This is a genomic window from Gluconobacter sp. Dm-73, assembly GCF_018256215.1.
Classification (GTDB): domain Bacteria; phylum Pseudomonadota; class Alphaproteobacteria; order Acetobacterales; family Acetobacteraceae; genus Gluconobacter; species Gluconobacter cadivus.
Genome location: NZ_JAERLW010000003.1, coordinates 133740 through 159280, shown reverse-complemented (window position 1 = coordinate 159280; position 25541 = coordinate 133740). Strand labels below are relative to the sequence as shown.

Sequence of the window (25541 nt, the reverse complement as noted above, 5' to 3'; positions counted from 1 at the left end):
CATGTCATTGTCCCGCTTCTTTATTGACCGGCCCATCTTTGCGTGGGTGATCGGTCTGATCATCATGCTCGTCGGCGGTGTCGCGATCACGCGCATGCCGATTGCGCAGTATCCGAACATTGCGCCGCCCCAGATTGCCATTTCGGTCATGTATCCGGGTGCATCTGCCGAGACGGTGAACAACACGGTTGTCCGCCCGATCCTTCAGCAGATGTATGGTCTGGATCATCTCGAATACCTGTCGGCTTCGTCTTATGCGAGCGGACAGATGGAGATTGACCTGACGTTCGAGCAGGGGACGAACCCTGACATCGCGCAGGTTCAGGTTCAGAACAAGCTCCAGCTGGCCCAGCCGCGTCTGCCGGCGGAAGTCACGGCGCAGGGTCTGAGCATCACGAAGGCGACCAAGAACTTCATGATGGTCGTGGCCTTCATTTCCGAAGATGGCAGCATGTCCGGGCAGGACATCTCGGATTATGTCGCGTCCAATATTTCCGATCCGCTGTCGCGTGTTTCGGGGGTGGGCGATCATACGCTGTTTGGTTCCGAATATGCGATGCGCGTCTGGCTGGACCCGTCGAAGCTCTACAATTTCGGCCTGACGGTCGGCGATGTCCAGTCCGCTATTCAGGCGCAGAACATCCAGGTTTCTTCGGGTGAACTTGGCGGTCTTCCGGCCAAGAAGGGCATCGGGTTCGACGCCACGATCATTGGTCCGACCCGTCTGAGTACGCCTGACCAGTTCAAGGAAATCCTGCTCAAGGTGCAGCAGGATGGCAGTCAGGTGCGTCTGAAGGACGTGGCGCGGGTCGAGCTTGGGGCGCAGAGCTATGCTCTGGGATCGTCTTACAACAACCATCCGGCCGCCGCGATGGCGCTCAAGCTGGCACCAGGGGCGAACCAGCTCAAGACCGAGGCTGCCGTTCGGGCGCGTCTGGGTGAGCTGAGCCGCTATTTCCCGCAGGGTCTGAAACTCGTCTATCCGCTGGATACCGAACCGTTCATCACGCTCTCTATCCATGAAGTGGTCGAGACGCTGATCGAGGCGATCGTCCTCGTCTTCATCGTGATGCTGATCTTCCTTCAGAACTTCCGCGCCACGCTGATCCCGACCATTGCCGTGCCGGTCGTTCTTCTGGGAACGTTCGGGCTGATGTCCATTGTGGGCTACAGCATCAACACGCTGACCATGCTGGCCATGGTGCTGGCGGTCGGTCTGCTGGTCGATGACGCGATCGTGGTGGTCGAGAACGTCGAACGTGTGATGACGGACAAGGGGTTGTCACCCAAGGAAGCGGCCCGCGTCTCCATGGACGAGATTTCGGGCGCGCTTGTGGGCATCGTGCTGGTGCTGACGGCGGTGTTCCTTCCGATGGCGGCTTTTGGTGGTTCAACGGGTGTGATCTATCGCCAGTTCTCCATCACGATCGTCGCGGCCATGTGGCTGTCGGTTCTGGTGGCGATGGTCATGACGCCGGCCCTCTGTGCATCCATGCTCAAGCCGACCCACAAGGGGCATGATCGTGGGCCCGCAGCTTGGTTCAACCGGACGTTCGATCGTATGACGAACGGTTATATCGGCGGCGTGAAATGGCTGATCCGCGTGCCGGTGGTCAGTATGATCGGGTTCGTTCTTCTGACGGCGCTTGTCGGGTTCCTGTTCATGCGCGTGCCGGGTGGGTTCCTGCCGGACGAGGATCAGGGGATCATCTTCGGTCAGGTCACAATGCGCAACGGGGCGACCGAAGCGCAGACGGCGGCCGTCAACCGCAAGATTACCGACTACGTTCTCAAAACCTATGGTCCGTATGTCGAATCCGTCTTCACCATGACGGGCTTCAGCTTCGCAGGTCAGGGGCAGAGTGCGGGTGCGTTCTTCATCCGTATGAAGCCGTGGGACCAGCGTCCGGGTTCTGCGCACACGACCATGACCGTGTCGCGTGAGATCATGATGCATTTCTGGATGGACCCGGAAGCGCAGATCTTCGCCGTCAATCCGCCTGCCGTGATGGAACTGGGCAATGCGACTGGCTTCGATCTGGAGCTGGAAGATACCGGACATCTGGGCCATGAAGCGCTGCTGGCCGCGCGAAACCAGATCCTGAGCGAAGCGGCGAAAAATCCGCTTCTGATGGCTGTCCGCCCGCTGGGTATGGACGATGCGCCGCAATTCAAGCTCGATATCGACCGTGAGCGCGCCAATGCTTTCGGTCTGACGAATGCGGACATCAACACGACGATCGAAGGGGCGCTGGGTTCCATCTACGTCAACCAGTTCATGCGGAATGACCGCGTCAAGCAGGTCTATATCCAGGGTGAAGCCTGGGCGCGTATGACGCCGGAGGATCTGAACCGCTGGTATGTCCGCAATGCGATGGGGACGATGGTGCCGTTTAATGCCTTTGCCTCCGGGCACTGGGTCAACGGGCCGCAGAAGGTCGAGGACTATAATGGTCTGAACTCCTACGAAATCCAGGGTCAGCCGGCCGTAGGCGCAAGCTCGGGGCAGGCCATGACGGAAATGGAGAAGCTTCTGGCCAAGCTGCCGCGCGGCATTGGTTATGAGTGGACGGGTCTGTCGTTCGAACAGCTTGCTTCGGGTGGATCGACCGGGCCGCTTTATGCTCTGGCCGTTGTGGTCATCATGTTCTGTCTGGCGGCGCTTTATGAGAGCTGGGCCATTCCGTTCGCGGTGCTGCTCGTGCTTCCGCTCGGCGTGCTGGGTGCCATCGCATCGACGCTGGGACGCGGATTGGCCAACGACGTTTACTTCCAGGTCGGACTGCTCACGACGGTGGGTCTTTCGGTGAAGAACGCGATCCTGATCGTGGAATTCGCCAAAGCCTTTTTTGAAAGTGGTGAAAGTCTGGAAGATTCGGTTCTGGAAGCCGGACGCGAGCGTCTGCGTCCGATCCTCATGACATCGATCGCCTTTGTCTGCGGTGTGTTTCCGCTGGCGATCGCGACCGGTGCCGGGTCTGCGGCGCGTGTGGCGATCGGCACCTGTGTCGTGGGTGGCATGCTCTCGGCAACGCTGCTGGCGGTCTATTTCGTCCCGGTCTTCTTCGTGGTGGTGCTGCGTCTGTTCCGGGTCAGCCGGATCAGGGACCGCAAGGACCCGTACGCCCATCTGGACAACAAGGCGGCACCTGTCGCCGAAGGGGAGCACGGCGCATGAAGGCCCGTCTCGGACTGACTTCCGGATTTGCCGGGATGCTGATGCTCTCGGCCTGTAACATGGCGCCGGTTTACCACCGGCCCACGCAGGCCATCCAGAACAGCTACCCTGCAGATACGGCATCAAAGAACACGCCTGCGGCTCAGGCTGCGTCCAATCTCGGGTGGGAGGATTTCTTCACCGACCCGCGGTTGAAGGCGCTCGTGGCGCTGGCTCTGAAAAACAACCGCGACATCGCAGCGCAGCTTGATGCTGTGGGCGTCGCGCGCGGCCAGTACGAGATCCAGAATGCCTCGCTGTTCCCGATCATCTCGGCCGGTGGGCAGGGGATGTTCATGGCGCCATCCGACACGGCAGGTTTCTCGTTTGCGCCTGGCGTTGGTGAGCATATCTCGACCCTGCGTCTGTATCAGACGTCGATCGGGTTCTCGTCTTACGAAATCGATCTGTGGGGTCGCATCCGCAATCTGACGCGTCAGCAGAAGGAAACGGTGCTGAACAACGTCGAGAACGCGCGGAACGTTCTCATCACGACGGTCTCGCAGATCGGGACGACCTACATCCAGTGGCTGGCTGATCGCGAGCAGCTCCGGGTAACGCGTGCCACGCTGGCGTCCGAGCGCGATACGTTGCGATTGACCCAGCTTTCCTATGACAATGGCGAAACGGATGCGCTGACGCTGGCGCAGGTCAAGACACAGGTCGAGCAGGCTTCCGCCTACGAGGCGCAATATACGCGCGCTCTGGCGGATGACGAGCATGCGCTTCAGCTTCTCGTCGGCTCGCCGCTGCCTTCGACTTTGCCGGAACCGGCGCCTTTCGGATCGCAGACCATGATCACGGATCTGCCGGAGGGGTTGCCTTCGGATCTGCTGGAGCAGCGGCCGGACGTCCGTGCGGCAGAGCATACTTTGCTCGGGGCCAATGCAAATGTGGGTGCAGCGCGCGCGGCGTTCTTCCCCCGCTTTACGCTGACGGCTTCGGAAGGCACCAGTTCGCTTCAGTTCCGCAAGCTGTTTACGCCGGGTGCCGAAACCTGGAGCATCTCCCCGTCCATCAGCATTCCGCTGCTGACATGGGGGCAGAGCGAAGGGAACCTGATGATGGCCAAGGCGCAGTCCCGTCAGAATGCAGCGCAGTATGAAAAAACCGTACAGTCGGCGTTCCGTGAAGTTTCGGATGCGTTGACGGCACGGGAAACCTACACGACTCAGCAGCGCCACATGGACGAGCTGGTGGCGCAGTCGCAGCAGGCGTTCGATCTGGCCAACATGCGCTACAAGGCAGGCATTGACAGCTATCTGACCACCCTGACGCAGCAGCGCACTCTTTATCAGGCGCAGCAGAACGACATCATGGTCAAGGCCGCGCGGTTCCAGAATATTGTGACATTGTATCGCGCGCTCGGTGGTGGGTGGAGCCAGAAGACGGTTTCGCCTAAGGTGCCCGCACAAACGCACTGACCGGAGAGCATCATGCGCAGGTTGATTGTCCCAGTACTGGCCGTTCTTGCCGTTTCAGGCGCGGCCCTTGGTACGGCCGTGGCGCAGGATGCGGATGACGGTCCCAAGAGGCCGAGCATGCATGACCTGTATCACAACTCGTCGCTGCCCAAGAGCCATGCGGATTTTAGCCGATATCGGTATCGTCCGCCGGGGGACAAGGTGATCGAGCAGCCGGATGCTTTCCGGCTGCTGTTCCAGACGAAGGACGGTCAGCCGGACGGCTATGCCGAACGGCGGGGAACGTCAGTCTTTTATTACGACCGTTACGGCAAGCTGCGTCAGATCCAGCCTTTGCCGGAGGATGAACCCGTCGACTGAATGCTGTCTTGATAAAAGCCGCTCTGAAAACTCAGGGCGGCTTTTTTATTCAGGAGTGCGGACCGGATGCCGCCCCGGCAGAGATTTCTGGTTTCCAGAGCCGGTATCCGTTTGCCGCCAGAACGACAAAACCGGCATAGAGCAGGGCTGTCGGATAAAGGCCACGGCTGATGAACAGGGCCACATAGGCGCTGTCCACCACGATCCATAGCAGCCAGGTTTCGCGATAGCGCATGGTATCCCAGTACTGGGCGAGAATGCTGTAGGCCGTGAGAGTGGCGTCCATGATGGGGGTGGGATCGTTGGTGAAGCGGGCAAGGACGAACGCCCAGACAGCACTTCCCGTCGCGCCGCAGAGCAGCCCTTTCAGAAGTGTGGGGCGTGTCGGACGGCGAACGTGGATCCTACCATCCGGTTTCGCCATCTGGCGCCAGTGCTGCCAGCCGTAGATGACATACAGACAGAATGCGATCTGAAGTCCGGCATCGGCATAAAGCCGGGCCTGAAGGAAAATCCAGGAATATAGCCCTGCTGCGGCCAGAGACACGGGCCAGCAGATCATGCTGCGCCGCGATGTCAGCCAGACGGCGAGTGCACTGAGAACGGCACCCAGAATTTCGATCAGGGACATGGCGCTGTCTGGAGAATATGCGTCAGCTTGTGCAGGAACTGCTGTCCCGCAGGAGACGAGAACCAGTGGGCGTGACCCAGAAGATAGTCCGTATAGGCGGCGTTCATTCCGGCTCTGTCATGGACCAGGGTCTCGTAATACGCGACTTCGGACAGGGCATATTCGACGTGAACGAGAGGCAGGAAAAGCGGCATCAGGCGACGCTCTTCCGCCGAAAGGGCATAGTGTGTCCGATAGCCTGACAGGAAGGCTTGGAGGCAGTCGAGACTGACAGGGCAGTTGTTTTCGGGATCGAGCCACGCGATGGCGGTGCGCTCGATGGCGACGGCGAGATCGTAGGCGGCACAGGTGCGGTCCGACATGCCAAAATCGAGAATACCGCAGACCTGCGCTTCCGGTCCGGTACTGTCCCAGAACAGGTTTGACGGGTGCCAGTCGCCATGTCCCCAGCGCGGCTGGATTGTGCCGAGATGTGGCTTCAGTCGTTCATGAAAGGGCAAGAGGGCCTGCGGGAGATCGTCGCGCCAGCGGTGGTGTGTCAGGGCTTCGGCAAGCCCGGCCTGATGGGGGATCCAGCGTTCCAACCCGGTCATCAGGTCGGAAGATGTGATGACCTCGAATGTAGAGAGAAGCGGGCGGCGGGAAGGGCGCGCAGGGGCGTCGAAGCCTCTGGACGCCGCGTGAAGCTGGCCCAGACGCTGGCCAGCGGAAAAGGCGTGTCGGGCGTTGTGGAATGGTTCCCAGGACTGCACGGTTTCGTACAGATCATGGCCGGGCATAATGGAAAAGACTTCGTAGGCCGATCCGTTGAGATCGAGCGCGGCTTCCCCGCTTTTGGTGCGCCATGTGTGGCCGACAGGAACCCCCTGTTCAGCCAGATGTGTGATGAAGCGGTGTTCTTCCGCAAGGGCTGTTGCATCGCGCAGGCAATGATCGTGGCGTTTGAGGAAAACCTGGCTTTCATCTTCCAGAAGGACAACGCCCGTGGAGGAAAAGGGGCGTCGTCCGTGCCAGATGACCTGCCGCGCGGGGGAAGGAAGCGGAAAACGGGAGAGGACATCGTGGGCTTCGGCGTTCGACAGGGCGGGCCAGTCCCGTCTGCTTTCGGGACCATTGACGCCGAACTGTCCGGAAGCCTCCGCCATGCTCAGAACCCCGTCGAAGCGGTGAACAGGGCTGCAAACCCGCCACCGATGAAGTAGCTCGGGGCACTTCCGGCGATGGTGGTACCATACACGCCGGTCGTGTCTTTCGCATTCATGGTCGGGCTTGCCACGCCGGAAAGGTAGTGTTCGTTCGTGATGTTGATGAAGTTCATCCGCAGGGTCGGTTGATGCAGATGGATATGGTCCGAAAAGCGGTAGCCGATGGCGAGATCGCCGGTCGTGTGATCCGAAACGCGCTCGTCGTTCATGAAGGTCGCGTACTGGTGGCCGGTGTAATGCACGGTGGCGACGCCGAAGATATGCCCGTCATCGTAGCTCAGCCCGGCCGCGGCCTGAAGCGTCGGGCTGCGCACGGCGATGCGGCCACGGGTGCGCAGCAGGTCGCCGCCCGACATTAGGTCGTTGTCGATCGTGGCATGCAGGTACTCGCCCGAGACATAGGGGCTGAAATGATGCCAGGGGCGCAGACCGATTTCCACGTCCACGCCGCGTGAGGTCTGGCCACCCGCGTTCATCGTCGTGCTGACGACGGAGCCGTTCTGGACGGCCTGCGTGGAGATCTGGCGGTTGGTGAAGTTGTAGTTGAACAGCGTCAGGCTGCCGATGATCCAGCGTCCCGTGCGGCGGTATCCCAGCTCTTCGGAAAGGGAATATTCGTTGCGGACATCGGCCGATCCGGTTCCGTACATTTCGCCCGAAGAGGGGTCATAGGTGTTGTACAGCGCGCTCTGGTCCGGGGCGCGGAAATTGGTCGTGGCGTTGAAGAAGATCTGGTTTTCCGCGTCAATGCGCCAGCGCACGCCGAGGCGGGGCAGGGGCTCCATGCTGTTGGAGCCGACATGGTATTGCGGGCCCGGCATGCTGTTCGTGCCATCGCGGCTCATCATGACGGCCTTGAACCCGAGGTCGATGGCCAGATGGTCATGCAGCAGGGACATGTGGTCGCCGACGAATAGCGCGTTGGTCTGTGAAATAGTGTGAAAGCTGCCGCCCAGAAGGCGTTCGCCGTTGGACAGGCGGATCACGTCGCGGCCGTTTTGCGCCCAGATGTCCGGCGCATAGCCGTTGGTCTGGACCGCCGTGAAGGGCTGCTGCTCGTTGTCGTCACCGTAATCGTACCAGTACCCGAGGACGAAATCGTTCCAGCCGGTTTTGTAGTGAAGCGCGCTGGTAAAGCCCGAGCGGTAGCTGCGCTGGGTGTAATCCGCGCGGACGACGCCCACGCCGTCCTGCGCGCCGGGAAGGTTCAGCGTGTCGGACAGGGCCTGTGTGCCTTGGTAAAGCCCGGTTTCGGACAGGGTGCTTCCGCCCGGCCAGTTACCATATGCAAGCTGCGCGTAGGGTGTGACGTCCAGCGTCAGATGGTCGGTCAGCGTCAGATGGACCGGCGCGCCGCCGTAAAGCGTGCGCTCTCCGTCCCGCCACAGACGCCAGTAATTCGCGCCGTTTTCCGGATTGCTGCTGTCATAATGGGCCAGCAGGTTGTTCTGGCCTTTGATCCCGTCCGATTTCCATGTGTCCATCGTGGGTTCGGGATACCAGCTTGTGATGGTCGTGTTGAAGGTGCCGATGAGGCTGGCGCGGTTGCCCTGCCCCCATTCCTTGAGGAATTTGAAATCGACATGCTGCTTTTCGTCGCGTCCCGGTCCGCGCCAGTTGTCGGTCGCGCCGTGGGAGTAGGACACGAAGCCACGGATGCCGGTATGGGCGATGTCGCCGGTGTCGAGGCGGATGAATTCGCGGTTGGTGTTGTAGGATCCGTAAGACACGCTGGCGTCTCCACCTGCTTTTTTGGCGGGGTCGCGGAAGGTCAGGTTCATCAGGCCCCCGGCGGCGTTCAGGACCGGGCTGTCCAGATCGGCCGAGCCCTGCGACAGGGCGATTTCCTGATAGTTCTCACTGTCTGCGAACTGGCTAGGCGTGCCGGAATAGGCGGCGACGTCGTTCAGCGGCATGCCTTCGAGCACATAACCGATGGCGCTGTTATCGAGTCCGCGGACGGTGATGTCGGTATTGGGAGAAAATCCCATCGGGTCGGACGATGACACATTGGCGCCGGGCAGCATGGCGGCAAGCTGGAAGGCCGTGGCCATGGGAGCCTGTTTGGAAATGAAATCCTGACTGACCGTGCTGACGGATTTCACGCCGTCCTGCGGATGGATCAGCCCGCCTCCCGGCTGGTTTCCGGAAGCGGTGTCTGGAATTCGGTGGACGACAATATGCTCGGCAGGGCCAGATGCAGTGGCAGGGTGCTGTGCAGTCGCGGCTGAAGGGGCCGGGGCTGTGTGATGGGCTTGCGGTTTCCTCGTATCGGCCGCGTGGGCGACGGACAGGCAGACCGTGGTGCCGATCAGGGCGGGCAGGATGCCATGATACCGCAGGCGGGACGCAGCAGAGTCTCCGGGGTGTCCGTGGGCCATGATGGAAAACGCCTCGCCTGCAAGCAATGGGTGTTCAGCGCTGACAGGAAAGGGTCAAGCTGCTGGCTGGCGGGATCGTGAGAATGCGTCCGGCAGGCAGCGACCACCATCCCTCCGCCAGTGTGAACTGGATCAGGTTCAATGGGTCACTGCGCCCTATGACGAACAAGCGTCATGCCAGCAGAATCTCAGCCCCTTGCCGGGGCTCCCCACGGTGAAACCTCAGCAATCCTCCGGGGACGGAAAATTGTCAATATGAGCAGATTCTGTCAGGGCCGTGCAGGGGAAGTGTTGCAAACAATTTCGAGAGTATTCTTCATTCTTTATTAATAACGACATGTATAGTTTTCAAAAAACATCACGCCAGTGCCTGAACGGGGCGTGAGACCTGAGGTCAATAAAGGCGATCATGCTAAACTGGATTGAAAAAACGGCCTATGTTCGGCAGAAAATCAAGGTGCTGTTTGCGCTTCTTGTTCTGATCGCCGTAGTACAGTTTGTGGTCGAACAGCTTTGTGACCGTCTGTTTGTTCATTACCAGCATGAACAGATGCTGTCGCAGTGCATGGGGCTGCTGTTTCAGGTTGGACTGACACTTCTGATCGCCCGGTTCGCCATTCATGTGATTGCCGTGCCTTTCGAGCAGATTACCGCTGCGACGGAGAAGGTTGCGAGTGGCGCTCTCAACATCACCATTCCGTGCCTTCATCATCGTGACTGTGCGGGGCGGCTGGCACGCTCTCTCCAGTTGTTCCGGGAGAACAGTCAGAAGCAGTTGGCCCTTCAGGAAAATTCGGCGGAAGAAGCGCGCGATGCGGCGCAGATCCAGAAGGAACTGTCCGGCCGCAGCGAGCGGATTCGCCGTGTGCAGGATGAGACGATCGGAACCATCTGTGCCGGGCTGGAGATTGTGAAGGAAGGAGATCTGACCTTCATGTTCGGCGACGGTTTTCAGGACCGGTTCGAGGAATTCCGGCAGAATTTCAACACGCTCATCCAGATCTACCGGACGGCGATCGCCAAGATTTCCGATGCGACTTCCGTCATCGCTAACGGAACCGCCGAAATTGCCTCGGCTTCGACGGAACTGAGCGGACGGACGGAACGTCAGGCCATTACCCTGGCCCAGTCTGCCGCCTCCATTAACAGCATTACCCAGACGGTCGGCAAAACGGCGCGTTCTGCGGTGAGGGCGCGTGAAACGGCTCTTGAAACGCGGGGGCAGACGGTCGTGGTTTCGGAGATCATGCATTCGGCCAACCGGGCTATGGGCGAAATCCGGACGTCGTCACGACAGGTCGAGAGCATTCTGGGCCTGATTGAGGAAATCGCGTTCCAGACCAATCTTCTGTCGCTGAATGCCGGGATCGAAGCAGCCCGCGCGGGAGAGGCCGGTCAGGGTTTTGACGTTGTGGCCAAGGAAATCCGGGCGCTTGCGCAGCGCTCGGCCAAATCGGCGCAGGATATCCGCAACATCATCACGTCTTCGGGCCGACAGGTGGAAGAGGGTGTCCAGCTTGTCGGGGACGCGGACCGCTCGATGAAGGTCATCAGTGAGCATGTGGACGGCATCACGTTGCTGCTTGAAGACATTTCCCGCTCCACGACGGGTGAGGCCGAGAGTCTTGAGACGATCAACAAGGCCATCAACGAAATGGACCAGATGACGCAGCGCAATGCCGCAATGGTGGAAGAGGTCAATGTGGCCTGCCGGAATCTGAGCAACGAGGCGAAGGATCTGTTCGCCGAACTGTCCAAATTCCGTTTCAGCCCGGCACAGGCCGCAGGCAGGAGACCGGGGTCCATACCCCGTGAACTGGCTCCGGCGGGTTTCTGAGGCTTTTCAGGAAAGTGAAAGACGCATTTTCCTGACATGTCTCGACATCGGAGCCGATATTCCCGACACTGACGCCCATGGTTGTCAGTCCGCTCTTTCTTTCTGCGCTGAATGACGGGGCCTGCCCATGATGGGCGGGGCCTTCCGATCTCTGGGGCGGCGGAATTACCGCGTCTGGGCCATGGGGGCACTGGTTTCGAATATCGGAACCTGGATGCAGATGACGACGCAGGACTGGCTGGTCCTGACGGAACTCACCCGACATGACGCAACGGCAGTCGGGATTGTTACTGCGCTTCAGCTTGCGCCGCCGCTTCTCCTGATTTTCTGGACCGGAAAAATCGCTGACAGGGTAGAGAAACATCGCTTCCTGCTTCTGACACAGGCTGCTCTCGGTACACTGGCCATCGCACTCGGGGCTTTGGTGGTGACGGGGATGGTCAGGTTGTGGGAGGTGGATCTGTTCGCCTTTCTGAGTGGATGTGTTGCGGCATTTGACAGTCCGGTCCGGCAGATTTTTGCGGGTGAACTCGTGGGCGAGGAAGACTTGCCGAATGCGGTGGCGCTCAATTCCGTGTCTTACAATGCAGGCCGCATGATCGGACCTGCGGTCGCCGGATTCTGTATTGCGGAACTCGGTTCGGGATGGTCCTTCATCCTGAACGGATTTTCGTTCTATGGTGTGCTGATGTCGCTCCTGTCTCTGCGGACGCAGGATCTGCACCGTCTTTCGGCCCGAAAGCCGGAAAGCGCGCATCAGGAAAAGCAGGATCTGCTGTCGGGGGTGCGGTATGTCTGGAAGCGCGATGACCTGCGGACCATCCTGTTCATGCTGTTTCTGCTCGGCGCCTTCGGACTGAATTTCCCGATCTATATTTCGACCATGGCCGTCAGTGTCTTTCATGTCGGGGCGCATGGGTACGGGGTTCTCAATTCGGCGATGGCGGTGGGGACGATTACGGGCGCGCTGATTGCCGCCAGTCGTAAAACCATGAAGTTCTCGGCGTTGCCGCAGGGGGCGATTGTGTTCAGTCTGGCCTGTCTGCTGGGCGCGCTTTCGCCTGGATACTGGGCTTTTGCGGTCACGCTGGTCATGGCCGGCATGGCGTCCCTCACGTTTACGGCGGTGAGTAACAGCTACATGCAGCTTGCGACCGATCCGGGCATGCGCGGGCGCGTGGTGTCGATCCGTTTTGCAGTCTTCGCGGGCTCCTCACCGCTGGGCGCGCCGCTGGTGGGGATGGTGGCCAATTCGCTGGGGCCGCGCTGGGCGCTGGGTGTGGGGTCTTTGTCAGGGATTCTGGCGGCAGGGGTGGCGCTGCTTTATCTGCACCGTACGCAGACGGATAAGGAAACGGTGTCCTGATGAGGCGCTGGGTTGTGAGCGGGCTGACGTTTGGTGCGGTTTTCCCAGGTCTGTTTCTGCTCTGGATGGGATTCGTGGCGTTTCGGGGAGTGTCGGCTGTTCCGGAGCGGTCTGAAATGGCGGTTATTTTCGGGACGGCGGTGACTGCGAAAGGGCAGCCCCGCCCGGCGCTGCGTGAACGGTTGGAAGAGGGGCTGCGGCTGTGGCGCGTCGGCCTTGTCCGGACGGTCATGGTGAGCGGTGCGATCGAGAGCGGCAATCGTCGTGACGAAGCCCGGATCATGGCGAACTGGCTGATGGAGCGGGGTGTACCGGAAGCCGCCATCATTGTGGACTCGCACGGGAACAACACCTGGCTGACGGCCCTGCATGTTGCGCGCCTGCATCCGCAGGGCGCAGTCGTGGTCACGCAGTGGTTTCATGTCCTGCGCGCGGAATGGGCGCTCGAACGGGCGGGCGTGTCGCCGGTTTCGGGTGCGGCCCCGTCACGGTTCCGGCTGGCGGAACTCTGGTATCTGTTTCGGGATTCCGTGGCGCTTCCGGTTTATGTGCTGACGAAAGCGCCGCTCGGCTGACTCAGTAGGGAACGCCGATCTGTTCGATGGCTGTGGCAAGAGAAGGTGCCAGAGGCATCATGGGGGCCAGTGTGGACTGATAGGCGTGATACAGGTCGCCCTTGCCTTTGTAGATCGTTTCGGTGGGTTCGCCTTCGGGGCTGACTTCGTTGAACCAGCTTCCGAAATCCCGGTCGATCAGGGTTGTGTCGATATAGTCCCAGATCGTGCGATACCAGTGCTCGTAATGGGGGTTTCCGGTCCGCTTGTAGAGATTGATGGCGGCTGTCAGCGCTTCGGCCTGAGCCCAGTGAATGCGGCTGCGATTGTGTGGAGCGTGCTCCCAGTTGATCGTGTAGAGCATTCCTGGCCGACCATCGGCGTTCCAGCCGGTTTTCATGCCCGTTTCGAACAGCGCCTGCGCGTCATGCAGCATCCAGTCTGGGGCCTCTAGTCCATGACGGAGCAGGGCGGCTTCGAGCTTTAAGGTCAGATGCGCCCATTCCACGAAATGCCCCGGCGTCATGCCATAGGGGCGCAGGTCGTCATTGGGTTTGTTGCTGTGATAATCGCGCATGAGGGTCCAGTCGCGATCGAAATGCTCCGGCATGGCGAAACCCTGCCCGGCGGCCAGTTCGTGCACGAAGCGGGTGACGATGCGCCGGGCGCGGTGCAGCCATTTCACGTCTCCGGTGACGTCCGCCAAGGCCATGAAGGCTTCGGTGGAGTGCATGTTGCTGTTTGCACCGCGATAGTTTTCTTCATCCGACCAGTTCGGCGCGAAGCTCTCGCGCATGACGCCTTCGCTTTCGCTCCAGAAATGGGTGTCGATCTGATGGGTGGCGTCTTTGAGCAGTTCGCCTGCGCCCTCCGCTCCGATCAGGACGGCGGAAGAGGCGGCAAGGGCAACGAACGCATGGAGGTAGGCTTGTTTGCGGTCATTGTCCTTGTCCGCGAAATGTTGCCAGCCGCCATGGGCATCATCGCGGAAGTGCGTACGCAGGGCGTGAATACCGTGTGTGACCAGCGGTGCGCTTCCGGGCAGGCCCTGAAGCTCGGCTAAGGCATAGGCATGGACGCAGCGTGCGGTCAGGGTGGCTTCGGGTTTGGCATTTTCGGGGAGGGTGCCTTCCAGATCCAGTCCCGCGAAGCCTCCGTCCACGCATCCACCTTTGCTGAAGTCCAAAAGGCGACGGCCCTGCATTTCCAGCCAGGCCCGGTGCGAGGGGCGGCGGATCCAGCTATCGCGGCTGAGCAGGGTAGGCGAAAGGCGATCGGTCATGAGGCACTCCGGGCAGATCGGCGGATTTGGGCATCAGGACGTTTCAGACGGGCCGGGGTTCCAAAGTGGCGAACACGCAGACATGAACCTCACGAAGATGCGCATCGATGCGGATGTGGCTTGCGTCGCGCGATGGGTTTGCCGATACATGAGTGTATGACTGAGCGTTCTTCGATCATTGTCGCCCCCAGCCTTCTGGCTGCTGACTTTTCCCGCCTCGGGGAAGAGATTGCTTCCATTGCGCGTGCGCCGTGGCTCCATCTTGATGTGATGGACGGGCATTTCGTGCCGAACATCTCGTTCGGTCCCCCGGTGATTGCGGCATTGCGCAAGCATACGGACGCGAAATTCGACGTGCATCTGATGATTGATCCGGTCGATCCGTATCTGGAAGCGACGGCAAAAGCCGGTGCCGACCATATTACGGTCCATGTCGAGAACGCGCCCCATCTGCACCGTTCGCTTCAGACCATCCGCGCGCTGGGATGCCGTCCGGGTGTGGCGATCTGCCCGGCGACGCCTGCGGTGGCGTTGTCGGAAGTCATGGATCTGGTGGACATTATTCTCGTCATGACCGTCAATCCCGGTTTTGGCGGACAGAGCTTCCTCGATAGTCAGCTTGCCAAAATCAGAACGCTGGCGGAGATGATCCGCAAGAGCGGCCGTGAGATCATTCTGGCCGTGGATGGCGGCATAGACCCACGCACGGCGCCGCGCGTTGTCGAAGCCGGTGCGACCATGCTCGTCGCAGGTTCGGCGATTTTCGGAAAAGAAGACCGGGACGCGGCGATCCGGGCGCTTGAAGGACCGTTCGTGGAACAGACGCCCGGATGACAGGCAGTCCCTGGCTTCGCGGTCTGCGTCTCTCTCTTGCCCGTCTGCCGTTTGGCGCGCCTGCCCCCGAAGGGCCGGTGCATGTGTTCCGTGATCCCTGGAAAGGGGATGCGGAGCAGGGGGCGCGCCTGATTGGCGGGAAGTTCCGTTTCGACCGGCACGATTATGTCCTGCCCAGCGGCAACTGGGAGCGGGGCCCCTGGCCCGAACCAGCGCGGGAATGGCTGCATGGGTTCGGCTGGCTGCGGGACCTGAGGACGCTCGGGAGCGACAGGGCACGCCTGACTGCGCGCGGACTCGTTAGTGACTGGCTGGCGCACCCGCCGACAGATCCTCTGGTCCGTGATGCCTGTGTGACGGGATCGCGTCTGGCGTCGTGGCTGTCGAACCATGAGTTCTGTCTGGCATCCGCTGATCCGCGACTTCAGCAGCGTTTGATGGAGCGGATGCTGGTGGAGGGGCGCACCATTGCGGCCCTTCTGCCGCTGCCGCCGCAGGGTGCGCGTGGGTTGATGGCCTTTCGGGGGCTTTTGGCTGCTGCGATGGCAATGCCGGAGCAGACGGGATTCATGTCGCGTTTTCTGCGCTATCTCCCGGCGGAGTTGGAGCGCCTTGTTCTCGCGGATGGGACCGTGATTGAGCGCAGCCCGGAGGCGCAATTTCTGGTGGCGCGTGAGCTGGCGGAAATGTCCGTCATGTTTCGCACGGCCCATGCGAGTGTGCCGCCGTTCATCGACCGGGCCCTGGACAAGGTCTGCCCTGTTTTGCGGGCCATGCGGCACGGAGATGGAGGGCTTGCGGTCTTTAATGGGGCGAACGAACGGCATAGTGCGGCTGTGGAGGATGTTCTGGCGCAGGGGTCGCGCCAGAAGCTGATTGCGCCAGCCCTGCCGCAGGGCCGCTTTACGCGGCTTGCGCTCGGCAAATCGCTGCTGATTGTCGATAGCGGACCACCTGCTCCGGCGGGTTTCGATAAAACCGCCCATGCCGGAACGCTGTCGTTCGAGTTCTCGCATCAGCGGCACCGTCTGTTCGTCAATTGCGGCAGTGCCGTGATCGGGGCGTGGCGTGACGCCATGCGGAGCAGTGCGGCCCATACGGTTCTCGTCGCGGATGGTCTGTCGTCCGCGGATTTCGGACCTGATGGCGGCATGACGCGCCGTCCGGTCACTGTTTCCTGCGACCATCAGACAGATGGAAACGCGCACTGGCTGGACCTGTCGCATGACGGCTATCACGCGCCTCTGGGCGCGAAATGGACGCGGCGTCTGTATTTCGGTGCTGATGGTGAAGACCTGCGCGGGCAGGAACTGATCGACGGCGAACGTAATATCGATTTCGCCATCCGTTTTCATATCCACCCGGATGTGACGGTGACGCAGGATGACGAGGATATCATTCTTCAGGTCGGCGGGACGATCTGGCGTTTCAGGCAGCGAGACGGCGTCGTGCGTCTGGAAAACGACGTGTATCTGGGGCGTGGAAAACGCGAAATCTGCCGCCAGATCATCATCACGCCGCAGCCGGTTGCCGAGGTCGCTGCCCTGTCTGAGGGCGAAAGTGCCCCCGAGCCTGAAAAGCCCGCAGCGCAGAAGCCCGTCAAACGGACCCATCAGAGCGTGACATGGCTGCTCGAACGTATTCCGGAATAAGCCGTCTCGTGTTCAGGATGCCGACGTGAAGATCCTCGAAATCACGAATGTGGATTTTGCACTCAGGCAGTTTCTGCTGCCGCTGATGCGAGAACTGCGCGAGGCCGGGCATGATGTTCAGGGAGCCTGCGCCGAAGGTGCCCATCTCAAGGCCGTGCGGGCCGAGGGCTTTACGGTGCATGGCGTTCCGATGGCGCGATCGCTCTCGCCGGTTGCCCAGTATCGCGCTTTTGTTGCGTTACTGCGGCTGATCCGGCGTGAAAAGCCGGATCTGGTGCATGGCCATATGCCCATTAGCGGTATTCTGGCACGGTTTGCCGGCCGACTCTGTGGAGTACGGATCGTGGCCTATACCTGCCACGGCTTTCTGTTCAACCAGCCGGGATCATGGCGCCGTCGGATGCTATCCCTGATACTGGAATGGGCAGCGGGTCGCATGACGGATCTGTATATGACCGTTTCGCGCGAGGAAGCGCGGGATGCGCGTCGGCTGCATCTGAACCGCAACCCTATTGCCATCGGCAACGGCCGGGACCCGGAACGCTTTCACCCCGATCCGGCCGTCCGGGCCAAGATACGCGAGGAACTTAGGGTTCCGCAGGATCGACCGGTGGTTATCGTGGTGTCGCGTCTGGTGCGGCACAAGGGTCATCCCGAGTTGCTGCGGGCGATGGAAGATGTTCCGGATGCCGAACTCTGGGTCGTTGGCGAGCGTTTGGCTTCGGATCACGGGGTGGATCTGACGGTGCCATTCAAACGCGCGGGGGAGCATCTGGGGCCACGTCTGCGGATGCTTGGATATCGGGAGGATGTGGCCGAGCTTCTGATGGCAGCGGATATTTTCGCGTTGCCCAGCCATTTTGAAGGTCTGCCCATGTCGGTCATCGAAGCGATGCTGAGCGGGTTGCCGGTCGTGGCGACGGATGTTCGCGGACCCAGAGAGCAGGTTGTGGACAGGGTAACCGGATTTCTGGTGCCGCCGGGGCTTTCTGCTCCGCTTGCCCGCGCCCTGCGTCTTCTGGTGCAGGACGCGGCGTTGAGAGAGTCCATGGGTAATGCCGCAAGACGGCTGGCGCTGGAAAATTATGACGAACGCCGTATTCTCCGGCATGTCGTGGCTCTGATGGAAAAGACGGCGTCCGGGCATGCTGTCGGCGGTCAGAGAGCCTGAGACTATTTTGTTTTCCTAATTCTCTTCGATGAATACTTGAAAATCATCTTTTCAAATCACGATCAGATATTGGTATTACTATCAGGACTAAAATACTCTGGTTATGATGACTTCGATTCTCCCGTAAACTTGTCTTTTGTTTTTATGTTGTTTTCATGAGACTGTGATCACACGCGTTGATTGAAGGCAAAGGTACTCCCATGAAGGTCGGTCTGTTTGTTCCCTGTTATGTGGACATGTTTCATCCCGAGACAGGAATTGCGACTCTGGAACTGCTGGAACGTTTCGGACTGTCCGTTGAATATCCGGTCGATCAGACATGCTGTGGCCAGCCTATGACCAATACCGGCTGCGAGCGCGAGGCCGCCAAGACGGAAGAACTGTTCGTCCGCAATTTCGGAAAATACGACTATATCGTCACGCCGTCCGGAAGCTGCACCAATCAGGTGCGCAACAACATGACGGCCATCGAACAGACCGATGCCGTCAAACATGTCCGCAGTCGCACCTATGAACTGGTTGAGTTCCTGCACGACGTTCTCAAGGTCGATGCATTCCCCTGGGCCGAGTTTCCGCATCGTGTTGCCCTGCACAACAACTGCAACACACTGCGGAACCTGCGGATCGCCAGCATGAGCGAACGTCGGGAAGAGCCGTTTTCCAAGCCGAAGGCGTTGCTGGGAATGGTTAAGGGCATTGAATTCGCCGATCTGACGCGGCCGGATGAATGCTGCGGCTTTGGCGGCACGTTCTCGGTGTTCGAGGAGGGTGTGTCGGCCAAGATGGGTCAGGACAAGGTCACGGACCAGCTCAAATCCGGGGCGGAATATGTCACGTCGTCCGACAGTTCCTGCATGATGCATCAGGAAGGCTGTGCGCGTCGGATGGGCGCCAATCTCAAATATATCCACATCGCCCAGATCCTGAACGGAGCACGCGCATGACCGCCGAACTGCATGAAGAGCTGACGGACCCGCATGCCGAGCAACTCGATCACGGCGCCGCCTCGTCCCGGCCTCTGAAGTCCCGGATTTCGGAACCCCAGCCGCGGGGCGCGAAAATCCGTGGCAACCGGCCCGTTGACCAGTCCGAAGCCGCGAACCGCTTCATGGCCGCGACCGAACACGAAGCCATGCATGACGCGCGCCTGTGGGATTTGCGCCAGAAGCGCGACAAGGAAATGCATGGGATCGAGGAATGGGAAGAGCTCCGGAACCTCGCCTCCGGCATCAAGGAACACACGCTTTCGAAGCTCGATTACTATCTCGAACTGTTCGAGAAAAATGCGACGGCTAACGGGATCAAGGTTCACTGGGCGAAGGACGGGGCCGAGCATAACGCCATTGTTCTGGAGATCCTGCGGAGCAGGGGCGTCGAACGGCTGATCAAGAGCAAATCCATGCTGACGGAAGAATGTGGCTTCCGGGAGTTCATGGCCCACAATCATGTCGAGGTTATCGAGACGGATCTGGGCGAACGCATCCAGCAGTTGGATGATGAAGCCCCCAGCCATGTCGTGGTTCCGGCCGTGCACAAGTTGCGCACCGATGTCGCCAGCGTTTTTGCCAAAACGATCGGCTCCGACCCTGACAACGCCGATGCACACTACCTGACGGAATGTCAGCGCGAGGCCACGCGCCCGCTGATCCTCTCGGCGCAGGCAGGGATGACGGGCGGTAATTTCGTGGTTGCGGAAACGGGGACGTTTGTTGTCTGCACCAATGAGGGCAACGCGGATCTGTCCGCCAATACGCCGCCGCTGCATATCGCGTCCATCGGGATCGAGAAGCTCATTCCCGGTTTGAACGAGCTGCCTGTCTTTATCCGGCTGCTGTCGCGGAGCGCTCTGGGCTCCCCAATTACGCAGTATACGTCGCATTTCCGCGGCCCGCGTGAGGGTGGCGAGATGCATGTCGTGCTCGTGGATAACGGACGGTCTGAGCGGCTCGGAATGGAGAAGTTCTGGCCGGGGCTGAAATGTATCCGCTGTGGCGCCTGCATGAACACCTGCCCGGTTTTCCGGCGCAGCGGCGGTCTGAGCTATGGCGCGACTTACGCCGGACCGATCGGGCTGATTATAGACCCGACTTTCAACATCCATAAATATCGCAACCTGCCGTACTCCTCGACGATGAACGGGAGCTGCACCAATGTCTGTCCGGTGAAGATCAATATTCACGAACAGATTGCGGACTGGCGCAAGACGCTGGCGGGCGAGGGGGAAATCTCCCCGGTCAAGAAGGTCATGATGAAGGCGGCGGGCGAGGTTCTGGCGTCGCCTGTGGTCTATCGGGCGAGTTTGCCTCTGGGGCGGAGCGCGCTGCGGCATCTGCCGCATTTCATGCTGTACAACAAGCTCAATACCTGGGGCCGCAAGCGCGACATTCCCGAAACGCCCAAACAGACGTTCAATGAGTGGTACCGCAAGAACCGGAAGTCGCAGGAAAAGTCGCAGGGCGAGGGAGAAAACTCATGAGCGGCTCACGCGACGCCATTCTGGGCGCAATCCGGAACAATCATATTCAGGGAGAACGTCCCCGGCCTGTCGTGCCGCTGTTTGATCAGGCAGCCCCAGCCGATCTGAAGGTTCTGTTCCAGAAGTCTCTGGAGCGCATGGGCGGGAAAATGCTCATCCCGGATGCGGCTGACCCGATGGCGCCCGTGCGGCAGGCCATCGTTAAGCCGGGGCCTGTTGTATCCTGCGTGCCGGAGTTTGAGGGGGATATGAAAATCACGCCCCAGACGAAGCCCACGGATATCGCGCCGGTCGAATACGCCGTTCTGCGCGCGGCATTCGGCGTAGCGGAGACCGGGTCGCTATGTTTCACGGAAAAGCAGCTTCATGTGAACACGACGGGCTTTCTGCCGCAGCATCTGATCGTCCTGCTGGACCCCGCCCAGATCGTTTACAATCTGCACAATGCCTATCAGCGTCCGGAATGGTTGCAAACCCATTATGCCGTGTTCCAGAGCGGCCCGTCAGCGACGGCGGATATCGAGGGTGTGCTGGTGCATGGTGCCCAGGGCGTGCGGTCTCTGAGCGTTCTGCTTCAGCCCTGATAAAACGGCGGGCTGCTTACAGCCAACCGTTCGCGCGGGCGATGCGGCCGGCTTCTATGCGGTTCCGGGCGTCCAGCTTCTGGACGATTTCCGAGAAATAATTGCGGACTGTTCCTGAGGATAGGGACAGTTCTTCCGCAATTTCGCGGTTTGTGCGCCCGGCTTCAGCCAGACGGAGCATGGTGCGTTCGCGTTCGGAAAGCGGATCGGGCAGGGCATCCCAGACGGCTTCGGCCAGATCGGGTGCGATCGCCCGCCCCCCCGCGGCGACTTTGCGGATGGCGGCGGCAAGCTGCGTGATGGGGGCGTCCTTGAGCATGTAGCCGCGCACTCCCGCCTGAAGCGCGCGCCGCAGATAGCCGGAGCGTCCAAAGGTCGTGACGATCATGACGCGGCTGGGAAGATTTTCCTGAAGGATTTTCTCGGCAAGTTCGATGCCCGTGACATGGGGCATTTCGATGTCGGTCAGGACCACATCAGGGCGGTGCTCGCGGATCAGATCGAGCGCTTCGCGCCCGTCCGTGGCGCGTCCGACGATCTGGATATCGTCTTCAAGATGCAGCAAGGCCTCGAAGGCATCGAGGAGCATGGTTTGGTCTTCGGCAAGGATGAGGCGGATCATGGCAGGGTCGTCGCAGTCAGTGTGAAGCCCCGGGGGCGGGGAGAGATGGTCAGGGTGCCGCCTGAAGCGGCGAGTCTGGCGCGCATGCCGCGCAGACCGTTGCCTTCGACGATGGTCCGGGCGGGTTGCTCGGCTTGAAGCGGGCCGTCGTCTTCGAGGGTGAAGGTGTGGATGTGCCCGCTGGCGTCGTACAGGAAAGTCAGGGTGCAGGTTCGTGCGTCGGAATGACGGATGACGTTCGTAACGGCTTCACGCAGGGCGAGGGCGAGTACGCTGTTTGGGGGGGCATCGGCAGGAGGCTCGCGGCCCTCGAGAACAAGCGTGATGCCTGTTGTGTGCAGGGCTTTGCGGGCTCGTTCCAGTTCGCGCAGGAGGGATGCCCCGTTCATGCCGGACACAGCTTCGCGGACTTCGCGCAGGGACGTGCGGGCGATCTGGCTGATTTCGTTGAGTTCCTGCCGGGCGCGGGGCGGATCGGCCGTGAACAGACGCTCGGAGAGTTCTGCCTTGACGGAAATGACGGTCAGGGAATGACCCAGAAGATCATGCAGGTCACGGGCGATGCGTTCGCGCTCGGCTGTGGTGGCGAGCGCACGGATTTCGTTCTGGGCTTCGCGCAGTTCGAAATTGCGGATGCCGAGCTGCCACTGCATGAGCGTGCTCATATAGGTGATCATGCTGAAAAAGGCCCCGGGGATGACCTCGAGTGTGGTTTTGTGCCGGAAATGGCCGGAAATGATGAGCACGACCTGCAACAGAATGACCATCGTGATGGACTGTCGCCTTTCGGGCAGGCGGGCGCACATCCCAGAGGCGAACATGCTGTAGATTTCCCAGTCGCCATGCGTCCAGGCGCAGGCATGGCCGATCAGGTCAGTGAGGATGATTTCGCCGTAGCCGTAATAGCGGTCTTTGCGGTAGGGCGCGAAATACACCAGCAGAAACAGCAGCATGGCCGCTGCCGAAAACAGAACGCCCGGAAGCGTGGGACGGTGATAGCCCAGCAGCCAGGGCATCGGATAGAACAGCAGGTAGCTCAGATAGGCCACCAGATAGTGATTGAAGTGCGGCCAGGGCGTTTTGCGATCCGCCAGATGGCGGGAGAGGGAATCTGCGGCCATCAGGTGAGGGTGATGGAAGCCGGTTCGGCAGGCAGGAACAGGCCGGACCGCCACAGTCGTACCGCGCTGCCAACCCATATGGCGAGGGCCGTGCCGAAACCTGCGACTTCCAGATGGTGCGGTTCGGGCAGAAGCATGGAAAGGCCCGAAATCAGGACGATGGCGCCGCCCATGAACACATGCACCGGTTCTTGCAGGGCGCGGCCCAGCGGGACGTAGGACAGGCCGATGATGGCTCCGAGCATCGGATAGAACAGGTCCAGTCGATGATGGGAATGGGTCCATGATGCGGCAGCAAAAATCCCTACGAAACGCAGGATTTTGATACGGCGCGTCAGTTTCGGGTCAACAGAGATTTCGGGGCGTCGCAGGATGAGGTCGCGGCGGGCGAAGCCGAGGATAAGAAGGAGCGTCGGGATGGCGATGAGTGCGACGGTCAAGGCTATGGGCAGTTTGCCCGCCTGTGCGCCGCGCGCAGCCCAGACGGCGGCGAAGGCCAGTCCTGCGCAGTCAGTCAGCAGGCCACGCCAGTTTTTGCGTTCCGTCATCATCCGCGCTGCGTCTCCGTTGGGGGCAACCTGCGGCGAGGATGCCCGTTCCGGCGAAGAAAAAACAGGGTGCAGTGTCAGGAGTCGCGGATGACATCGGTCATGACGGATGTCAGACCGGACGGAGCAGGATGTGCTTTTTCTTGCCGGACGACACTTTTAGAACACCGTCGCGCAGGTCGTCGAGCGTGAAGGTCTGGTTTTCGTCCGAAACTACCACGTCGTTGACGCGACCGCCGCCGCCGCGGATCAGGCGGCGGGCTTCTCCGCCACTTGCGGCCAATCCGGCCTCCTGAAAGACGCGGAATGCGGGCAGACCTTCGGCGATCAGGGTGGCGGGCAGGTCGATTTCCGGCAGGGCAGCCTGAGTGGAGCCCTGCTCGAACACGCGACGTGCCGTCTCGGCGGCGTCTTCAGCTGCCGCGCGGCCGTGGCAGATGGCGGTGGCTTCAGTGGCGAGGATTTTCTTGGCCTCGTTGATGTCCGCGCCTTCGAGCGCGCCGAGGCGTTCGCACTCCTCGACGGGAAGATCCGTGAAGAGCTTGAGGAAACGGCCGACATCGGCGTCTTCGGTGTTGCGCCAGAACTGCCAGTATTCGAAGGCGGGCAGACGCTCCGCCCGGACCCATGTGGCACCGTTGGCGGACTTGCCCATCTTCGCACCCGAAGACGTGGTGACGAGCGGCGTGGTCAGACCGAAAATCTGCTTGCCATCAGTGCGGCGGGCCAGATCAATGCCGGAGACGATGTTGCCCCACTGGTCCGAGCCGCCCATCTGAAGGATGGCGCCGTGGCGGCGGTTCAGTTCGCGGAAATCGTAGGACTGGAGGATGGAGTAGTTGAATTCCAGGAATGTCAGTCCCTGTTCCCGCTCCAGACGCTGCTTCACGCTGTCGAAAGCGAGCATGCGGCTGATGGAGAAATGGGCGCCGACGTCCTGAAGCAGGTTGATGTAGGAGAGCTTGTCCAGCCAGTCCGCGTTGTTGGCCAGGATGGCGCCGCTGGACGGGTCTTCATCGCTGAAGGTGATGAACTGGCGCAGGGATTTCTCGATCCCGGCGATGTTGTGCGCGATCGTCTCGTTCGTAATCAGAGAGCGGGCCTCGTCACGGAAGGACGGGTCGCCGATCTTGGCCGTGCCGCCACCCATCAGGGCGATCGGGCGATGGCCGTGCTTCTGGAGCAGGCGCAGTGCCATGATGGAGAGCGCATTGCCGACATGCAGGGAGTCCGCTGTCGGGTCGAAACCTACATAGGCGGTGATCGGTCCGGCCTGCATGGCCTCGTCGAGGGCGTCGAGGTCGGTGCATTGGAAGATCAGGCCACGCGCTTGGGCTTCGAGGAGGAACGGACTCTTTGGCATGGGTCGGTCTTGCTACGCTGCTGCTGAAAAGAAGGGACGCGGACCCTAGCATGACCGGCGCGGGAGCGGAAATTTCGGCGTTTGACAGGGATTTGTGGAGCCGGAATCAAAAAGGCTCTCCGCGAAGGAGAGCCTTTTTGAAGGTGTCTGTCGGGATGTTTGTCCCGGATCAGTCTGCGGCCAGAGCCAGTGCCTTGCGGCCACGCATCGTATTGACGTGATCTTCCAGCGCCTCGCCGACGCGGTCGGCCTGTTTGGCGAAGATGTGGTCGGCGTCGTCGAAGATACGGTAGTCGACGGTCACGTTCTTCTGGGTGTTCAGCTTGTCTACCAGCTTGCGGATGCCGGGCTCGGGGGCCATTTCGTCCTTGCCGCCGGCAATCATGAGGCCGCCGCAGGGACAGGGGGCCAGAAAGCCGAAATCATAGTCGTTGGCCGGGGGGGCCACGCTGATCCAGCCGCTGATTTCAGGGCGGCGCATCAGAAGCTGCATGCCGACGAACGCGCCGAAGGAGTAGCCCGAAATCCACAGTTCGCTGGAGTTCGGATTGACCATCTGCATCCAGTCCAGGGCTGCGGCCGCATCGGAAATTTCGCCGATACCGCCGTCATAACGGCCCTGGGAGCGGCCGACACCACGCGAATTGTAGCGCATGACCGAGAAGCCCATTTTCTCGAAGCTGCGATACATCGTGTAGGTGATGCGGTTGTTCATGGTGCCGCCGTGGAGCGGATGGGGATGCAGCACCAGGGCGAGCGGAGCGTTGGGTTCGCTGGAGTGGTGGTAACGACCCTCAAGCCGGCCGTCTGGGCCGGCGAACATCACTTCAGGCATAATACTCTCGCGCTGTGTCAGGCAGGATTGGAACTCTGCCGTCCGGTGGTGCTGTGTATACCGATTCGCAAAAGCCGA

Annotated in this window: 21 protein-coding genes and 1 riboswitch; of the genes, 12 read left to right on the top strand and 9 right to left on the bottom strand. The window is 60.7% G+C overall.

The features are described from left to right. Position 1: 1 nt before the first annotated feature. The 3 genes from JK176_RS04090 to JK176_RS04080 are packed head-to-tail and all read left to right on the top strand — an operon-like array spanning position 2 to position 5001. The gene (locus tag JK176_RS04090; RefSeq protein ID WP_283091955.1) at positions 2–3178 is read left to right on the top strand and encodes an efflux RND transporter permease subunit; all 3177 of its coding nucleotides are present in this window, start codon (positions 2–4) and stop codon (positions 3176–3178) included. Further along, entirely contained in the window at positions 3175–4641 is a 1467-nt protein-coding gene (locus JK176_RS04085) for an efflux transporter outer membrane subunit (RefSeq protein ID WP_062108097.1), read from the top strand. Before JK176_RS04090 ends, JK176_RS04085 begins: the two co-directional genes overlap by 4 nt. 12 nt (positions 4642–4653) lie before the next feature. Further along, entirely contained in the window at positions 4654–5001 is a 348-nt protein-coding gene (locus JK176_RS04080) for a hypothetical protein (protein WP_211586531.1), read from the top strand. 49 nt (positions 5002–5050) lie between these two features. On the opposite strand, the gene pnuC is transcribed toward JK176_RS04080, so the two are convergent. Genes pnuC through JK176_RS04065 form a run of 3 tightly spaced genes read right to left on the bottom strand, consistent with a single transcriptional unit; the run spans position 5051 to position 9218 of the window. After that, complete coding sequence (gene pnuC, locus JK176_RS04075; RefSeq protein ID WP_211586530.1) at positions 5051–5632, bottom strand: nicotinamide riboside transporter PnuC; 582 nt, start codon at positions 5630–5632, stop codon at positions 5051–5053. Beyond that, on the bottom strand, positions 5623–6777 hold the full coding sequence (locus tag JK176_RS04070) for a phosphotransferase enzyme family protein (RefSeq protein WP_211586529.1): 1155 nt from the start codon (positions 6775–6777) through the stop codon (positions 5623–5625). Before JK176_RS04070 ends, pnuC begins: the two co-directional genes overlap by 10 nt. A gap of 2 nt (positions 6778–6779) precedes the next feature. After that, positions 6780–9218 (bottom strand): TonB-dependent receptor, encoded by a 2439-nt coding sequence (locus tag JK176_RS04065; RefSeq protein ID WP_249194182.1) that lies wholly within the window; start codon positions 9216–9218, stop codon positions 6780–6782. A 92-nt stretch (positions 9219–9310) separates the two neighbouring features. Further along, positions 9311–9440, bottom strand: a riboswitch (TPP riboswitch). Between the two features lie 187 nt (positions 9441–9627). Between JK176_RS04065 and JK176_RS04060 the strand changes: the two genes are divergently transcribed. The 3 genes from JK176_RS04060 to JK176_RS04050 all read left to right on the top strand — a co-directional run bounded on the left by JK176_RS04060 (position 9628) and on the right by JK176_RS04050 (position 12996). Further along, a complete protein-coding gene (locus JK176_RS04060; RefSeq protein ID WP_211586528.1) occupies positions 9628–11055 on the top strand; it encodes a methyl-accepting chemotaxis protein in 1428 nt (475 codons plus the stop codon). Positions 11056–11182: 127 nt separating this feature from the next. Then, entirely contained in the window at positions 11183–12421 is a 1239-nt protein-coding gene (locus JK176_RS04055; RefSeq protein WP_211586527.1) for an MFS transporter, read from the top strand. Continuing rightward, complete coding sequence (locus JK176_RS04050; RefSeq protein ID WP_211586525.1) at positions 12421–12996, top strand: YdcF family protein; 576 nt, start codon at positions 12421–12423, stop codon at positions 12994–12996. Before JK176_RS04055 ends, JK176_RS04050 begins: the two co-directional genes overlap by 1 nt. Before the next feature lies 1 nt (position 12997). On the opposite strand, the gene JK176_RS04045 is transcribed toward JK176_RS04050, so the two are convergent. Further along, complete coding sequence (locus JK176_RS04045) at positions 12998–14257, bottom strand: AGE family epimerase/isomerase (RefSeq protein ID WP_211575207.1); 1260 nt, start codon at positions 14255–14257, stop codon at positions 12998–13000. A gap of 156 nt (positions 14258–14413) precedes the next feature. Between JK176_RS04045 and rpe the strand changes: the two genes are divergently transcribed. The 6 genes from rpe (at position 14414) to JK176_RS04015 (ending at position 20974) form a co-directional block, all read left to right on the top strand. After that, positions 14414–15091, top strand: coding sequence for a ribulose-phosphate 3-epimerase (gene rpe, locus JK176_RS04040; RefSeq protein ID WP_099285643.1), 678 nt, complete (start codon positions 14414–14416; stop codon positions 15089–15091). Beyond that, positions 15088–16743 carry a heparinase II/III family protein gene (locus tag JK176_RS04035; protein ID WP_211586524.1) on the top strand — a complete coding sequence of 552 codons (1656 nt, stop codon included), beginning with the start codon at positions 15088–15090 and terminating at the stop codon, positions 16741–16743. The genes rpe and JK176_RS04035 overlap by 4 nt, the downstream gene beginning before the upstream one ends. A gap of 25 nt (positions 16744–16768) precedes the next feature. Continuing rightward, the gene (locus tag JK176_RS04030; protein WP_211586522.1) at positions 16769–17914 is read left to right on the top strand and encodes a glycosyltransferase family 4 protein; all 1146 of its coding nucleotides are present in this window, start codon (positions 16769–16771) and stop codon (positions 17912–17914) included. A 200-nt stretch (positions 17915–18114) separates the two neighbouring features. Further along, a complete protein-coding gene (locus JK176_RS04025; protein ID WP_099285848.1) occupies positions 18115–18858 on the top strand; it encodes a (Fe-S)-binding protein in 744 nt (247 codons plus the stop codon). Continuing rightward, positions 18855–20390: a lactate utilization protein B gene (locus JK176_RS04020; RefSeq protein WP_211586519.1), complete on the top strand. Its 1536-nt coding sequence runs from the start codon at positions 18855–18857 to the stop codon at positions 20388–20390. The genes JK176_RS04025 and JK176_RS04020 overlap by 4 nt, the downstream gene beginning before the upstream one ends. Further along, complete coding sequence (locus JK176_RS04015) at positions 20387–20974, top strand: LUD domain-containing protein (RefSeq protein ID WP_211586518.1); 588 nt, start codon at positions 20387–20389, stop codon at positions 20972–20974. Before JK176_RS04020 ends, JK176_RS04015 begins: the two co-directional genes overlap by 4 nt. Before the next feature lie 16 nt (positions 20975–20990). Here the strand turns inward: JK176_RS04015 and JK176_RS04010 are convergent, their stop codons facing one another. The 5 genes from JK176_RS04010 to JK176_RS03990 all read right to left on the bottom strand — a co-directional run bounded on the left by JK176_RS04010 (position 20991) and on the right by JK176_RS03990 (position 25463). Next, the gene (locus JK176_RS04010; RefSeq protein WP_062028613.1) at positions 20991–21596 is read right to left on the bottom strand and encodes a response regulator transcription factor; all 606 of its coding nucleotides are present in this window, start codon (positions 21594–21596) and stop codon (positions 20991–20993) included. Then, positions 21593–22717 (bottom strand): sensor histidine kinase, encoded by a 1125-nt coding sequence (locus JK176_RS04005; protein ID WP_211586516.1) that lies wholly within the window; start codon positions 22715–22717, stop codon positions 21593–21595. The genes JK176_RS04010 and JK176_RS04005 overlap by 4 nt, the downstream gene beginning before the upstream one ends. Then, complete coding sequence (locus JK176_RS04000; protein WP_211586515.1) at positions 22717–23268, bottom strand: hypothetical protein; 552 nt, start codon at positions 23266–23268, stop codon at positions 22717–22719. The genes JK176_RS04005 and JK176_RS04000 overlap by 1 nt, the downstream gene beginning before the upstream one ends. 109 nt (positions 23269–23377) lie before the next feature. Then, positions 23378–24628, bottom strand: a complete 1251-nt coding sequence (gene tyrS, locus JK176_RS03995) for a tyrosine--tRNA ligase (protein WP_211586513.1) — start codon at positions 24626–24628, stop codon at positions 23378–23380. Between the two features lie 169 nt (positions 24629–24797). Continuing rightward, positions 24798–25463 carry an alpha/beta hydrolase gene (locus JK176_RS03990; protein WP_194261353.1) on the bottom strand — a complete coding sequence of 222 codons (666 nt, stop codon included), beginning with the start codon at positions 25461–25463 and terminating at the stop codon, positions 24798–24800. Positions 25464–25541: the final 78 nt, after the last annotated feature.

What these genes read in the sequence shown, in the direction of transcription:
- JK176_RS03990 (WP_194261353.1), bottom strand. Translation starts at nt 25,463, where the DNA reads ATGCCTGAAGTGATGTTCGCCGGCCCAGACGGCCGGCTTGAGGGTCGT.
- tyrS (WP_211586513.1), bottom strand. Translation starts at nt 24,628, where the DNA reads ATGCCAAAGAGTCCGTTCCTCCTCGAAGCCCAAGCGCGTGGCCTGATC.
- JK176_RS04080 (WP_211586531.1), top strand. Translation starts at nt 4,654, where the DNA reads ATGCGCAGGTTGATTGTCCCAGTACTGGCCGTTCTTGCCGTTTCAGGC.
- JK176_RS04005 (WP_211586516.1), bottom strand. Translation starts at nt 22,717, where the DNA reads ATGGCCGCAGATTCCCTCTCCCGCCATCTGGCGGATCGCAAAACGCCC.
- JK176_RS04070 (WP_211586529.1), bottom strand. Translation starts at nt 6,777, where the DNA reads ATGGCGGAGGCTTCCGGACAGTTCGGCGTCAATGGTCCCGAAAGCAGA.
- JK176_RS04065 (WP_249194182.1), bottom strand. Translation starts at nt 9,218, where the DNA reads ATGGCCCACGGACACCCCGGAGACTCTGCTGCGTCCCGCCTGCGGTAT.
- JK176_RS04010 (WP_062028613.1), bottom strand. Translation starts at nt 21,596, where the DNA reads ATGATCCGCCTCATCCTTGCCGAAGACCAAACCATGCTCCTCGATGCC.
- JK176_RS04045 (WP_211575207.1), bottom strand. Translation starts at nt 14,257, where the DNA reads ATGACCGATCGCCTTTCGCCTACCCTGCTCAGCCGCGATAGCTGGATC.
- JK176_RS04025 (WP_099285848.1), top strand. Translation starts at nt 18,115, where the DNA reads ATGAAGGTCGGTCTGTTTGTTCCCTGTTATGTGGACATGTTTCATCCC.
- rpe (WP_099285643.1), top strand. Translation starts at nt 14,414, where the DNA reads ATGACTGAGCGTTCTTCGATCATTGTCGCCCCCAGCCTTCTGGCTGCT.
- JK176_RS04050 (WP_211586525.1), top strand. Translation starts at nt 12,421, where the DNA reads ATGAGGCGCTGGGTTGTGAGCGGGCTGACGTTTGGTGCGGTTTTCCCA.
- JK176_RS04085 (WP_062108097.1), top strand. Translation starts at nt 3,175, where the DNA reads ATGAAGGCCCGTCTCGGACTGACTTCCGGATTTGCCGGGATGCTGATG.
- JK176_RS04020 (WP_211586519.1), top strand. Translation starts at nt 18,855, where the DNA reads ATGACCGCCGAACTGCATGAAGAGCTGACGGACCCGCATGCCGAGCAA.
- JK176_RS04035 (WP_211586524.1), top strand. Translation starts at nt 15,088, where the DNA reads ATGACAGGCAGTCCCTGGCTTCGCGGTCTGCGTCTCTCTCTTGCCCGT.
- JK176_RS04055 (WP_211586527.1), top strand. Translation starts at nt 11,183, where the DNA reads ATGATGGGCGGGGCCTTCCGATCTCTGGGGCGGCGGAATTACCGCGTC.
- JK176_RS04000 (WP_211586515.1), bottom strand. Translation starts at nt 23,268, where the DNA reads ATGATGACGGAACGCAAAAACTGGCGTGGCCTGCTGACTGACTGCGCA.
- JK176_RS04060 (WP_211586528.1), top strand. Translation starts at nt 9,628, where the DNA reads ATGCTAAACTGGATTGAAAAAACGGCCTATGTTCGGCAGAAAATCAAG.
- JK176_RS04015 (WP_211586518.1), top strand. Translation starts at nt 20,387, where the DNA reads ATGAGCGGCTCACGCGACGCCATTCTGGGCGCAATCCGGAACAATCAT.
- JK176_RS04090 (WP_283091955.1), top strand. Translation starts at nt 2, where the DNA reads ATGTCATTGTCCCGCTTCTTTATTGACCGGCCCATCTTTGCGTGGGTG.
- pnuC (WP_211586530.1), bottom strand. Translation starts at nt 5,632, where the DNA reads ATGTCCCTGATCGAAATTCTGGGTGCCGTTCTCAGTGCACTCGCCGTC.